This window comes from Burkholderia sp. BDU5 (genome assembly GCF_001522845.1).
GTDB lineage: Bacteria > Pseudomonadota > Gammaproteobacteria > Burkholderiales > Burkholderiaceae > Burkholderia > Burkholderia mayonis.
On record NZ_LOWC01000142.1, the window covers coordinates 177,846 to 191,515 of the forward strand.

10 protein-coding genes are annotated in these 13,670 nt (G+C 66.0%); 8 read left to right on the forward strand and 2 right to left on the reverse strand.

What is annotated here, in order from left to right; all coding sequences use genetic code 11:
* The first annotated feature begins 107 nt into the window (after positions 1 to 107).
* From WS69_RS22050 to WS69_RS22065, 4 genes are all read left to right on the forward strand, one after another.
* Positions 108 to 500, forward strand: a complete 393-nt coding sequence (locus WS69_RS22050) for a DUF2946 domain-containing protein (RefSeq protein ID WP_059472794.1) — start codon at positions 108 to 110, stop codon at positions 498 to 500.
* Between the two features lie 86 nt (positions 501 to 586).
* A complete protein-coding gene (locus WS69_RS22055; protein ID WP_059472795.1) occupies positions 587 to 2,749 on the forward strand; it encodes a TonB-dependent copper receptor in 2,163 nt (720 codons plus the stop codon).
* 328 nt (positions 2,750 to 3,077) lie between these two features.
* Complete coding sequence (locus tag WS69_RS22060; RefSeq protein ID WP_059472796.1) at positions 3,078 to 4,172, forward strand: esterase/lipase family protein; 1,095 nt, start codon at positions 3,078 to 3,080, stop codon at positions 4,170 to 4,172.
* A 3-nt stretch (positions 4,173 to 4,175) separates the two neighbouring features.
* Positions 4,176 to 5,210, forward strand: coding sequence for a lipase secretion chaperone (locus WS69_RS22065; RefSeq protein WP_059472797.1), 1,035 nt, complete (start codon positions 4,176 to 4,178; stop codon positions 5,208 to 5,210).
* Between the two features lie 85 nt (positions 5,211 to 5,295).
* Here the strand turns inward: WS69_RS22065 and pdxR are convergent, their stop codons facing one another.
* Complete coding sequence (gene pdxR, locus WS69_RS22070) at positions 5,296 to 6,828, reverse strand: MocR-like pyridoxine biosynthesis transcription factor PdxR (protein ID WP_059472798.1); 1,533 nt, start codon at positions 6,826 to 6,828, stop codon at positions 5,296 to 5,298.
* A 108-nt stretch (positions 6,829 to 6,936) separates the two neighbouring features.
* Here pdxR and WS69_RS22075 point away from each other — a divergent pair, with 108 nt between their 5' ends.
* From WS69_RS22075 to WS69_RS22090, 4 genes are all read left to right on the forward strand, one after another.
* On the forward strand, positions 6,937 to 8,037 hold the full coding sequence (locus WS69_RS22075; RefSeq protein WP_059472799.1) for an ABC transporter ATP-binding protein: 1,101 nt from the start codon (positions 6,937 to 6,939) through the stop codon (positions 8,035 to 8,037).
* A 71-nt stretch (positions 8,038 to 8,108) separates the two neighbouring features.
* The gene (locus WS69_RS22080) at positions 8,109 to 9,155 is read left to right on the forward strand and encodes an ABC transporter substrate-binding protein (RefSeq protein WP_059472800.1); all 1,047 of its coding nucleotides are present in this window, start codon (positions 8,109 to 8,111) and stop codon (positions 9,153 to 9,155) included.
* A gap of 100 nt (positions 9,156 to 9,255) precedes the next feature.
* Positions 9,256 to 10,515 carry an ABC transporter permease gene (locus WS69_RS22085; protein WP_059472801.1) on the forward strand — a complete coding sequence of 420 codons (1,260 nt, stop codon included), beginning with the start codon at positions 9,256 to 9,258 and terminating at the stop codon, positions 10,513 to 10,515.
* A 29-nt stretch (positions 10,516 to 10,544) separates the two neighbouring features.
* Positions 10,545 to 11,384: an ABC transporter permease gene (locus tag WS69_RS22090; protein ID WP_059472802.1), complete on the forward strand. Its 840-nt coding sequence runs from the start codon at positions 10,545 to 10,547 to the stop codon at positions 11,382 to 11,384.
* Between the two features lie 110 nt (positions 11,385 to 11,494).
* On the opposite strand, the gene WS69_RS22095 is transcribed toward WS69_RS22090, so the two are convergent.
* Complete coding sequence (locus WS69_RS22095) at positions 11,495 to 13,243, reverse strand: S53 family peptidase (RefSeq protein ID WP_059472803.1); 1,749 nt, start codon at positions 13,241 to 13,243, stop codon at positions 11,495 to 11,497.
* Between the last annotated feature and the right edge of the window lie 427 nt (positions 13,244 to 13,670).

Below are 13,670 nucleotides of genomic sequence, written 5' to 3' on the forward strand. Positions count from 1 at the left end.
ATGCATGCGCGAGGGCGGCGCGGCCGCGACCGTTTCACGCTATTCAAGCCAGCCAACATTCTGTAACATTCGGGCGGCATTACATTCCCTTTACGCCATCCCGCGCCATGCCCAACCGATTCCGCAAACTGACTGCCTGGCTGGGCATGCTTGCGATCTGGTTGGCGATCGTCGCGCCGCTCGTCTCGCAGGCGAACGCGCGGCCCGCCGGGCCGTCCGACGCAGTGATCTGCGGCGACGAGCACCACGCCCGGCCGGCCGAAGCCGGCGCCGCGCACGGCGGTCCCGCACACGACGGCGTCGCGCATCACGCACTGCATCTCGACGCCTGCGGCTACTGTGCATTCTTCGCGCACAGCCCGGCGATCGGCACGGCTGCGCCGGCCGCCTGCGCCGTGCATGCGGCGGCCGTTGCGCCGTCCGTCGCACCTCGCGCCGCCGCGCCTTCGCTCGCACGCTACAACCGCGCCTATCCGCGCGCCCCGCCGACAGACGCCTGAACGCCTGATTTCATTCCTGTTCACGTAATCCCCGCATCCGTTCGATCTGCCGATCGCGCGGAGGGGCGTCCTTAGAGTTTCGATTCATGACATCCAAGTACTTGCGTCACGTGCACGCCGCGCGTGCAGAACGCGCGCGCCGTCGCCGTCGCGCGATCAGCCTGACCGTCCCCGCGCTTGCTGCGGGCGCCTTCACCTTCAATCTCGCGCCGGCCGTCGCGCAGACGACCGACGTCGCGCATCGTCACGACGCCGCCGGCACGACAACCGGCACGACAGCGGACGCGCCCGTGCTGCCGACGATCGAAGTCGTTGCGGCGCCTGAATCGACGCCGCTCGTCGTCGTCACCGATCCGAAAGCGCCGCGCCAGCCGCTGCCCGCGAGCGACGGCGCCGATTACCTGAAGACGATTCCCGGCTTCGCGTCGATCCGCAGCGGCGGTACGAACGGCGACCCGGTGCTGCGCGGGATGTTCGGCTCGCGCCTGAACATCGTCGCGAACGGCATGCCGACGCTCGGCGCGTGCCCCGGCCGGATGGACGCGCCGACGTCGTATATCGCACCCGAGAGCTACGACAAGGTGACGGTCGTCAAGGGGCCGCAGACGGTGCTGTACGGGCCGGGCGCGTCGGCGGGCACGGTGCTGTTCGAGCGCGTGACGCCGCGCTTCAAGACGCCGGGCATGCGTTTCGACGGCAGCGTCGTCGGCGGCTCGTTCGGCCGCAACGATCAGAACGTCGACGTGACCGCCGGCACGCCGGACTTCTACGGCCGCGTGACCGCGAACCATGCGCATTCGCAGGACTACGAGGACGGCAGCGGCCGCACGGTGCCGTCGCAGTGGGACAAGTGGAATGCGGACGCGGCGCTCGGCTGGACGCCAGACGACAACACGCGGCTCGAGCTGACGGCGGGCACGGGCGACGGCTACGCGCGCTACGCGGGCCGCGGGATGGACGGCGCGCATTTCCGGCGAGAGACGTTCGGCCTGAAGTTCGACAAGAAGCACATCGGCGACGTGCTCGACCGGATCGAGGCACAGGTCTTCTACAACGAAGCCGATCACGTGATGGACAACTACACGCTGCGGATGCCCGATCCGACGAGCAGCATGCCGATGCGGATGGCGTCCGAAGTGCGGCGCCGCACGCTCGGCGCGCGCGTCGCGGCGACGCTGCGCTTCACCGATGCGTTCAAGCTCGTGACGGGCGTCGACGCGCAGTCGAACCGTCTCGATTCGCGCTCGGCGATGGGAATGCAGAACTACGGCGACAAACCGTGGAATCCGCAGGCGAACATGTGGAACGCGGGCGCGTTCGGCGAGCTGACCTGGTATGCGAGCGACGTGTCGCGCGTGATCGGCGGCGCGCGGATCGATTACGCGGCTGCGCGCGACAAGCGCGCGACGACGGGCGGCATGATGACGAGCATGCGCAACCCGACCCTCGACGATCTTCGCTCGCGCGTGCTGCCGAGCGGCTTCGTCCGCTACGAGCGCGATCTCGCGTCGCTGCCCGTCACCTGGTACGCGGGCATCGGGCACGCGGAGCGCTTTCCCGATTATTGGGAACTGTTTTCGGCGAAGCGCGGCCCGGCCGGCTCGGTGAACGCGTTCTCGGCGATCAAGCCGGAGAAGACGACGCAGCTCGACATCGGCGCGCAGTACAAGAGCGACAAGCTCGATGCGTGGATATCCGCCTACGCGGGCTATGTGCAGGACTTCATCCTGTTCGACTACGCGACGGGTCCGATGGGGCAGACGACGCAGGCGACGAACGTCAACGCGCAGATCATGGGCGGCGAACTCGGCGCGTCGTGGCGTCCGCTTACGCCATGGCGCTTCGACGCGTCGCTCGCGTATGCATGGGGACGTAACGTACAGAGCGGCGCACCGCTGCCGCAAATGCCGCCGCTCGAAGCGCGCTTCGGCGTCGAATACTCGCACGGGCCGTGGTCGGCAGGCGGCCTGTGGCGCGTCGTTGCGCCGCAGCATCGCTATGCGTTGAACGAGGGCAACGTGGTCGGCAAGGACTTTGGTCCGAGCGCCGGTTTCGGCGTGCTGTCGCTGCATGCGCAGTACAACGTGAGCAAGGCGGTGCAGATTTCGGTCGGCATCGACAACGTGCTCGACAAGGCTTATGCGGAGCACCTGAACCTCGCGGGCAACGCCGGTTTCGGCTACCCGGCGAACATGCCCGTCACGGAGCCCGGCCGCACCGCCTGGATCCGCTTGAGCACCAAACTCTGACCCCCTGCCGACTCCTCCTTTCCGCCTGCATCGCAATGCAGCATCCGCGATGCGGGCGGCGCACCCGCTAATCCGCGCTGTCCGCGTCAATCGATTAGAGAGCCGTGTCTAACCGACGGCAAATTTTCGTTAGGCATGCTTCACTCCGTTTGCCGATGCAGGGGTGTTCGTTTAAATCGTCAAAGATCGTCATCGCACCCTATGCAGCACCGTTGGGCCGTGCAAATGTGTCGGCGTGCAGGCTGCGTATTCGGGCGGCGCGAAACGTAGTCATGCCAACAGAAGCAATCCTCCTCATCCGATACGATTCAAACAAAAGGAGAAGTACATGGCCAGATCGATGCGATCCAAAGCAACGGCGGCTGCGGTCGCGTTCGCGATGAGCGCGGCGCCCGCCGCGAGCATCGGGACGTTCCTCTCGCTTGCAGGCGCGCAATCCGCCGTCGCGGCGACGACTGCCGTCGACAACTACGCGGCGACCAAGTACCCGATCATCCTCGTGCACGGCCTGACCGGCACCGACAAATACGCGAACGTCCTCGAGTACTGGTACGGCATCACCGAGGATCTGCAGGCGCACGGCGCGACGGTCTACGTCGCGAACCTGTCCGGCTTCCAGAGCGACGACGGGCCGAACGGCCGCGGCGAGCAGTTGCTTGCGTACGTGCAGCAGGTGCTCGCCGCGACGGGCGCGTCGAAGGTGAACCTGATTGGCCACAGTCAGGGCGGGCTCACGTCGCGCTACGTCGCGGCCGTCGCGCCGCAGCTCGTCGCGTCGGTGACGACGATCGGTACGCCGCATCGCGGCTCGGAGTTCGCGGACTTCGTGCAGACCGTGCTGGCGTACGATCCGACCGGCTTGTCGTCGACGGTGATCGCCGCGTTCGTCAATGTGTTCGGCATCCTGACGAGCAGCAACAACAACACGAACCAGGATGCGCTTGCCGCGCTGAAGACGCTCACGACGTCGCAGACCGCGATCTACAACCAGAATTATCCGAGCGCCGGGCTCGGCGCACCGGGCTCGTGCCAGACGGGGGCGCCGACCGAGACGGTCGGCGGCAGCACGCATCTGCTGTATTCGTGGGGCGGCACGGCGATCCAGCCGACGCTGTCGGTTCTCGGCGTGACGGGCGTAACCGATACGAGCACGATTCCGGTCGTCGATCCGGCGAACGCGCTCGATCCGTCGACGCTCGCGTTCGTCGGCACCGGCACGGTGATGATCAACCGCGGCTCCGGCGCAAATGACGGGCTCGTGTCGCGTTGCAGCTCGCTGTACGGCCAGGTGCTCAGCACGAGCTACAAGTGGAATCACCTCGACGAGATCAACCAGTTGCTCGGCGTGCGCGGCGCGTATGCGGAGGACCCGGTCGCGGTGATCCGCACGCATGCGAACCGGCTGAAGATGCAAGGTGTGTGATCGATGACGGGGGAAGGCGGCATCGCGCGACGCGTCGCGCTTTATGGGGTGGCCGGCGTCGTCGCGGCCGGTGCGGTCTGGTATGTCGTAGGCGCGCCGGCGAAGCACGACGCCGGCGTGTCCGGCGTCGCGCCTGTCGTCGCGTCGTCGTCGCCCGCCGTCGCGGCGGCGAGCGCCGATGCGGGTTCCGGAGCCGATGCGTTGCCCGCATCGCTCGCGGGCTCGTCGGCGCCGCGCCTGCCGCTCGACGCGCGCGGGCATCTCGCGAAGGCGCGCGCGGTGCGCGATTTCTTCGACTATTGCCTGAGCGCGCAGAACGAGCTGAGCGCCGCGGCGCTCGATGCGCTCGTTTCGCGCGAGATCGCCGCGCAGCTCGACGGCACGGTCGCGCGGGGCGAGGCGCTCGATGTCTGGAAACGCTACCGCGCGTATCTCGACCAGCTCGCGAAGCTGCCGGACGATGGTGCACTCGGCAACAAGTTCGACATCGCGACATTGCAGCTCGCACTCGATCAGCGCGAGTCGATCGCGAGCCGCACGCTCGGCGATTGGAGCATGCCGTTCTTCGGCGCCGAGCAGCAGCGGCAGCGTTACGATCTCGCGCGGCTGAAGATCATGCAGGATGCTTCGCTGACGGATGCGCAGAAAGCCGCGCGTCTTGCCGCGCTCGAGCAGCAGCTGCCGCTCGATCAGCGCGCGGAGCAGGCACGCGAGAAGCAGCAGAACGATGCGGTCACGCGGATCGCGCAATTGCAGAAGTCGGGGGTATCGCCCGACGAGATGCGTGCGCAGCTCGCGCAATCGCTCGGGCCGGAAGCCGCGGATCGCGTCGCGAAGATGCAGCAGGCGAACGATGCGTGGCGCGCGAAGTATGACGAGTACGCAGCGCAGCGCGCGCAGCTCGATGCGCAGAACCTGTCGCCGCAGGATCGCGACGCGCAGGTCGCACAACTGCGGCAGCGCTATTTCACGGAGCCGGGCGAGGCGTTGCGTGCGGCGTCGCTCGATCGCGGCGGCGCGGCGACGCAGACGCAGTAGCGTGTCGTGCACGAGCGCATGCGGTGCGCGCTCGTGCGTATTCGTATGCGTATGCGCATTCGGATATGCCGCGCGTCGCTGCGCATCACGCGACGCGCCGCTTCGCGGCTCGATTCAGATCCACTTCGATCGTTTGCGCGAGCGTGTCGAACGCAGGCGCGATGCGCTCGTTCGGCACGCACGCATAGCCGAGCAGCAATCCCTCGCGCGCGGTCTCCGCATGGTTGTAGTAGGTGGTGAGCGGCCGCACGATCACGTCCGCGTCGAATGCGGTCTGCGTGATCGCGCGATCGTCGCAGCCGTTCGGCAGTCCGATCACGAGATGCAGGCCCGCTTCGTCGCCCATCACCGGCAGCGCATCGCCGAAGCGCGCGTGGATCGCGTCGATCAGCAATTGCCGGCGCTCGCCGTACAGCGCGCGCATCCGGCGCACGTGCGACGTCAGATAGCCGTCCATGATGAATTCGGCGAGCACGGCCTGCTGCATCAGTTGTCCTTCTCGATACAGCTCGGACAGCCCCGTCCTGAACGTCTCGACGAGATGCTCGGGCACGACCATGTAGCCGAGCCGCAGGCTCGGAAACAGCATCTTGCCGAGGCTGCCGACATAGATCACGCGGCCCGCGTCGTCGAGCCCCTGCAGCGATGCGAGCGGCCGGCTGCCGTAGCGGAACTCGCTGTCGTAGTCGTCTTCGATGATCCAGCACTGATGCTGCCGCGCATATTCGAGCAGCATCCGGCGGCGCGCGAGGCTCATCACCATGCCGAGCGGATACTGATGCGACGGTGTGACGAGCACGAGCCGTGGCGGATGCTTCAAATCCTGCGGACGCGGCGCGAGTCCTTCCTGATCGACGGGCACGGGCGCGAGCACGAGTCCCGCCGCCTGCAGCACGCTGCGCACGCCCCAGTAGCACGGCTCCTCGACCCACGCGCGATCGCCGACGTCCGCGAGGAGGCGCACCGATAGATCAATCGACTGATGAATTCCGGTCGTGATGATGATCTGGTCGGGCGAGCATTTAACCGAGCGCGCGACGCGCAAATAATCGGACAGCGCGCGGCGCAGCGGCCGGTAGCCGCCGCCCGGCGCGTAGGTCAGCAGCTCGGGATTCGCTTCCTTCCACAGCCGCGCCTGCAAGCGGCTCCACGTGCGCGTCGGAAACTCCGACACGTCCGGCACGCCCGGCATGAACGCGCCCCATTGGCGGCGCGATACGCCCGCGTACTTGATCAACTGCGTGCCGCGCGCGGACAGCGCGCCGCCGTGCGCGCGCTGCCATGCGGCAGCGGATTCGTCCGATGCATGCGCGGGCGCACCGGCTTGCGCGCGCATCGCCGCCGCGTCGGGACGCGTGTCGGCGACGTAGGTGCCGCTGCCCGTCGTCGTCAGTACGTAACCTTCCGTCGTCAGCTGATCGTAAACGTGCAGCACCGTGTTGCGCGCGATCGCGAGATCGGCGGCGAGCATGCGCGAGCTCGGCAGCTTCGTGCCGGGCGTGAGCTCCCCCGACAGGATCGCCTGCTGCATCAAGCGCAGCAGTTGCCGGTACATCGGCTCGGCCGAGTGCCGCTCGAGTCGCGCGGCAAGCCAGTCGGAAAGGATCACGGTGTCCAAAGTGGTTCTACCGGAAATATTGAAATGGTTCCCTATTGTAGGACCGTGTGCGCCGTATAGTGAATCGCATCTCGAAATACCGAGCCAAGACGAAAAGGGGACGGGACGATGAAGACCGATGATGTGATCGTCAGCTTTCGCGGCGTGCGCAAGACCTACGACGGCGAAACGCTCGTCGTCAAATCGCTCGATCTGGACATCCGGCGCGGCGAATTCCTGACGCTGCTCGGGCCGTCCGGCTCGGGCAAGACCACTTGCCTGATGATGCTCGCGGGCTTCGAATTCCCGACGGGCGGCGAGATTTGCCTCGACGGCGAGCTGCTGAACAACGTGCCGCCGCACAAGCGCAACATCGGCATGGTGTTCCAGAACTACGCACTTTTTCCTCATCTGACCGTCGAGCAGAACGTCGACTATCCGCTGACCGTGCGCCGGATGTCCGGCGCCGAGCGCAAGGACCGCGTCGCGGCCGCGCTGCGGATGGTGCAGATGGAGCGCTTCGCGAAGCGTTATCCGGCGCAGTTGTCGGGCGGCCAGCAACAGCGGATCGCGCTCGCGCGCGCGCTCGTGTTCGAGCCGAAGCTCGTGCTGATGGACGAGCCGCTCGGCGCGCTCGACAAGCAACTGCGCGAACACATGCAGTACGAACTGAAGGCGTTGCACGAAAAACTCGGGCTGACCTTCGTCTACGTGACGCATGATCAGGGCGAGGCGCTGACGATGTCCGATCGCGTCGCTGTGTTCGACAAGGGCATCGTGCAGCAGCTCGACACCGTCGATCGGCTCTACGAATCGCCGTGCAACGAGTTCGTCGCGAACTTCATCGGCGACAGCAACCGGCTGCGCGGCACGGTCGCGAGCGTGAACGGCGAATTCTGCGAATTCCGGCTCGACGACGGTACGCGCCTCGTCGGCCTGAACACGGGCAACGCGCAAGCGGGCGCGATCGGCATCGCATGCGTCCGCCCCGAGCGGATGAACGTCGCGCCGGGCAATGGATGTGCGGCGAACGGCGCGGCGAATGCGCTGTCGGGTGAAGCGCGCAGCCTCATCTATTTCGGCGATCACGTCCGGATGCGCTGCGTGCTGCCGGGACAGGACGAATGCTTCGTCAAGGTGCCGCTCGGCACCGGCGCGCTCGCCGCGTTCACGCCGGGCGCGCCGATTTCACTCGAGTTTCGGCCCGAGCATCTGCGGGTCTTCGCATGAACGCGAGACTGCAAGTCACGCATCACGTTTCGCACAACCACCACGCTTCACCTGTCACGAGAGGAAACATCATGATCCACGCACTCAACACGCCGCGCCGCGCGGTTGCGTTGCTGTCGCTCGTTGCGTTCTGCACGGCGGCGGGCGCGGCCGAGCTGACGGTCGTCAACTTCGGCGGCGCGAACGGCGACGCGCAGAAGGCCGCGTTCAATCAGCCGTTCGAGAAGACGACCGGCAACAAGATCACGGCCGTCGAGTACAACGGCGAGCAAGCGAAAGTGAAGGCGATGGTCGAGGCGAAGCACGTGAACTGGGACGTCGTCGAAGTCGAGTCGGGCGATCTGAACCGCGGCTGCGACGAAGGTCTGTACGAGAAGCTCGACTGGACGAAGATCGCGAAGAAGTCCGAACTGATTCCCGAATCGCCGCAGACTTGCGGCGTCGGCTTCTTCGTGTGGTCGACGGCGCTCGCGTACAACGCGGACAAGCTGAGGAGCGCGCCCGCCGGCTGGGCCGATTTCTGGGACGTGAAGAAATTCCCCGGCAAGCGTGGGATGCGCAAGGGCGCGCGCTACAACCTCGAGTTCGCGCTGATGGCGGACGGTGTCGCGCCGAAAGATGTCTACAAGGTGCTCGCGACGAAGGCGGGCCAGGATCGCGCATTCAAGAAGCTCGACGAGCTGAAGCCGAACATCCAGTGGTGGGAGGCGGGCGCGCAGCCGCCGCAATTCCTGGTCGCTGGCGATGTCGTGATGTCGACCGCGTACAACGGCCGGATTGACGCCGCGCAGAAGGAAGGGAAGAACCTGAAGGTCGTGTGGAACGGCAGCATCTACGATCTGGACTACTGGGCGATTCCGAAGGGCTCGCCGAACAAGGCGCTTGCCGAGCAGTACATCGCGTACACGCTGTCGCAAAAGCCGCAGCAGGAGTACGCGCACCACATCGCCTACGGCCCCGCGAACGTGACGGCGATCAAGGCGCTCGATGCGAAGACGCTCGCGAACCTGCCGAACTCTCCGGCGAACGGCAAGAGCGCCGTGCTGCAGAACATCGCGTTCTGGACCGACCATGGCGACGAACTCGAGCAGCGCTTCGCCGCATGGGCGTCGAAGTGACGGCCGCGTGAGCCGATGAAGCAATCGGCCGCGCGCGTCACGGCGGCGCGCGCGGCATTCCTCCGAACGGCGTTTCGGCCGGAGACAACCGTTGAATTCGATGACGATCGCTACGCAGTCGGCGCCGCCGACTCACTCGCTCAAGCGTGAACTGAAAGCGGCCGAGGCCAGGAAACGCGCGATGGCGCTGCTGCTCGTCGCGCCGCTCGCGGTATTCCTGCTGCTCGTGTTCGTGGTCCCGATCGGCGCGCTGCTCACGCGCGCCGTGCAGAATCCCGAGATCGCGACCGCGCTGCCGCATGCGGTCGCCGCGCTCGCGAACTGGGACCGCAAGGCGCCGCCCGGCAACGCCGCCTACGTGGCGCTCGCGGCCGATCTCACGCTGGTCGCCGACAGCGAGGCGATGGGCGCGCTCGCGCGGCGCCTGAACACCGAAATCCCCGGCTATCGGTCGCTCGTCGCGAAGACCGCGCGCGCGATGCCGTTGACGGGCGATGCGAACGCGACACTCACGCCCGCGCAGACGCGCGCGAAGCTGATCGAGCTTGACGAGCGCTGGGGCGACTCCGCTTACTGGCAGGCGATCGCGAAGAACGGCGGCCGCTATTCGCCGTTCTATCTGCTCGCGGCGCTCGATCACAAGCAGGACGGCTTCGGCCAAGTCGTGCCCGCCGATCCCGATCAATCGATCTATCTCGCGATCTTCGGCCGCACGCTCGTGATCGGCTTCGCGGTCACGCTGTTCGCGCTGTTGCTCGGCTATCCGCTCGCGTACTGGATCTCGACGCTGCCCGAGCGGCGCGCGAATCTCGCGATGATCCTCGTGCTGATTCCGTTCTGGACGTCGGTGCTCGTGCGCGTCGCCGCATGGATCGTGCTGCTGCAAAGCGAAGGGCTCGTCAATCGCGCGCTGATCGACGTCGGACTGATCTCGCAGCCGCTTGCGCTGCTGTTCAATCGTGTCGGCGTCTACATCTCGATGACGCACATCCTGCTGCCGTTCATGATCCTGCCGCTCTACAGCGTGATGAAGTCGATTCCGCCGAGCTATCAGCGCGCGGCGGTGTCGCTCGGCAGCCACCCGTTCGCCGCGTTCTGGCGCGTGTACGTGCCGCAAACGTATCCCGGCATCGGTGCGGGCGCGCTGCTCGTGTTCATCCTCGCGATCGGCTACTACATCACGCCCGCGTTGCTCGGCGGCCCGAACGATCAGATGGTCAGCTACTACGTCGCGTATTTCACGAACGTGACGATCAACTGGGGGATGGCGTGCGCGCTCGGCGGCCTGCTGCTCGCCGCGACGCTCGTGCTGTACGCGATCTACGGCCGCTTCACCCGCACGCAATTGAGCCTCGGCTGAGCGAAGCCGGGCGAACCAGGAAAACGAACATGAAATTGCTTGCGAAGCCGCTCTTTGCACCGCACGTATCGATGGCCGAGCGTGCGTGGTATTTCGTGCTGCGCGGTCTCGTCGTGCTGACGCTGCTGTATCTGATCCTGCCCGTGCTCGCGATCGTGCCGCTGTCGTTCTCGTCGAGCACGTTTCTCGTCTATCCGATCCCGGGCTTCTCGATGCGCTGGTACGAGAACCTGCTTGCGTCCGACGAGTGGCGGATGGCCGCGAAGAACAGCTTCATCGTCGCGCCGGCCGCGACGCTCGTCGCGACCGTGCTCGGCACGCTCGCCGCGATCGGCCTGACGAAGACGGATTTTCGCGGCAAGGGCCTGCTGATGGCGGTGTTGCTGTCGCCGATGATCGTGCCCGTCGTCGTCGTGGGCGTCGGCATGTATCTGTTCTTCGCGCCGCTCGGCCTCGCGAACACGTATACGGGGCTCATCTGCGCGCACGCGGCGCTCGGCGTGCCGTTCGTCGTGACGACCGTCGCGGCGACGCTGCAGGGCTTCAATCAGAATCTCGTGCGCGCGAGTCTGTCGCTCGGCGCGAATCCGGTGACGACGTTCTTCCGCGTGACGCTGCCCGTGATCGCGCCGGGCGTGATGTCGGGCGCGCTATTCGCGTTCGCGACGTCGTTCGACGAAGTGGTCGTCACGCTGTTCCTCGCGGGCGCCGACCAGACGACGCTGCCGCGCCAGATGTTCACTGGCATCCGCGAAAACATCAGTCCGACGATCGCCGCGCTCGCGACGATCCTCATCGTCTTTTCGACCTGTCTGCTGCTTGCGCTCGAATGGCTGCGCGGACGCAATGCGAAGCGTGCGGTGAGCTGAAACGTCGGTATGCAGAAAAGCGCGGCGCGCCCTCCGGTCGCGTCGCGCTTGTCGTTCGCTGCCTGCCGATTGCGGCCTGGCATCTGCTGCTCACGCCGGCGGGCGCCGGCTTAATTGAAGCCGCCCGACTGGATGAGCTGGTTCAGATTCGAGATGTTGATGCTGCCCCAGCCGGTCGGGTAGTCCCAGCCGGTCGACGCGTTGTAGCCGTACCCCTGATAGCCGTTGTTGCCAGACGTGACGTCGTAGCGCACGAGCGACGAATGTGCCGGGATCGAGTGATAGAAGCGCGCGGCCGGGAAGCCGAGGTTCGCACCGTTCGCCGACAGGATCCGTGCCCAGAAGCCGCTGAAGATCGGCGCGGACAGGCTCGTGCCGCCGATCTGCTGCAACTGGCCGTAGTTGTAGATGTACGCCCCCGTGCTTTGCGCGGCGTCGAACGACACGTCCGGCAGCTTGCGGTTGCTGCCCGACTGCCACGACGGATTCGGCAGGATCGTGCTGACGCCGCCGCCCGTCGCCCACAGCTTGCCGTTGCCGTCGAGTCCTTCGTTCCACACGGTCTCGTTCGAGAACGTGCCTGACGACGACGTGTAGAGCGTCGTGCCGCCGATCGCGAGCACGTGCGGCGACGACGCCGGCCACGATACCGAGTAGTTCGAACCGTCCGGATAGCCGCGGTTGTTGCATTCGTAGACGCCTTCGTCGCCCGACGACACGGCGAACGTCTGGCCCTGCGCGACCGCCTGCGTGAAGATCTGCTCTTCGGCGGCGAGCGTGCCGTCCGCGTTCGCATCGGTTTCGCACCAGCCGAGCGACACGTTGATCACTTTCGCCGTGTCGTCCGATACGGCTTGGTTGAACGCTTGCGTGAGGCCGGTGTTGCCCGACGCGTTGAGATCGGCCATGTAGAAGATCAGTTGGCCGACCTGACCGCCCGCGGAGCCGACGATCGACTGGCTGTCGAGATCCCATTCGCCCTGGCCTTCCTGATCGTCGCTGTAGTTGCCGCCCGAGCCGTTGGTCTGCACGGTCTGTGCCGACACGCTCGAATAGCCGTTCGCGCTCGTGAACTGCTGCAGATCCGACAGCGCTTGCGACACGCCGCCGATCGTCATGATGCCGACCGTCGCGTTCGCCGCGGTCGGCACGTCGGTCGCGTTGTAGAGCCCCGGGAATTCCGACGGGTAGTGGCCCGTCGCCGTGCCCGACGCGAGCGCCTGCGGTTTCGCGACGGCGCCGGTCTTCGACAGCGGCCGTGCGCGCGCGACGTTCTGCAGGCCGAGTACGGAGCCGACGACGTCGCCGAGCGCGCTCGGCACCTGCGCGGTGGATGCGTTCGCAAAGCCCGAGCGGCCCGCGTATTCGAAGTGGACGAGCGACGTGTTGAACGCCTGCTTGACCGTGCCCGCGGTGCCGCGCGCGGAAACGAGCATGCGGTTCGGCGCGACGCGGATGTCGACGAAGCCGTTCTTGCGCAGATAGTCGACGACTTGCTTCGCCTGCGCTTCGGTCGGTGCGTAGTTCGACAGGAATTGCGCGCTCGTGATGAATTGACGGTACTGCGAACTATGCGGATCGTTGACGTTGTGCGCGATGGCTTTCAGTTGCTCGGCATTGCGCAGCTTCAGGCTGACCACGATGTGCGTAGCTTCGCCGGACGCGACCTCGAGCGATGCGGTGTTCGCGCTGTGGGCGAGCGTCTCGATCTGCGCATGGTTCAAGAAAGATTTGGTATGCGTATCGACCCAGTCCGTCGCGCCGTGGGCGACGCCGGCGGCGAGCGCGAACGGCCACACGCAGGCAAGTCGCCTGCACAGCGGGGAAAGGGAGAGTGCAATTTCGGCGGTCCTGTTCATCGAGTGTGTCCTTTTGAGAGAGTGCGACGTTGTCAAGCTCCGACCCTTGTGGGGACGAGAGCGCGCTAAGCGTATGCGAGCACTTCTCGTTTCGGTAACTGCCAGTTTCGTTAGCTGTTACTGCTGACAGAGAAAAAGTGACACACCAGCCCACTATCTGAATGGTGAACGGTGAATGAAAGGTGAAATGGAGTTGGATGAAATTGCTTGGGATGCTGAATGAAAGAATGTGGTGCGTGCGCGCGACACCTTTCTCTTTTGACGGGCCCTTCTAGAGGCTGCGTCGAGGTGCGAAGTCGAGACCGGTGAGGCGTCGACGAACGCTGTTTTCGCCGTGAGCCGATACGATTGGCGGTCCGATCGGGCAGCGATTTCGCTTGGCGGCGGCCGATGTGGAAGCGGCCGCGAGCTTGCACGCCGCAGCCGG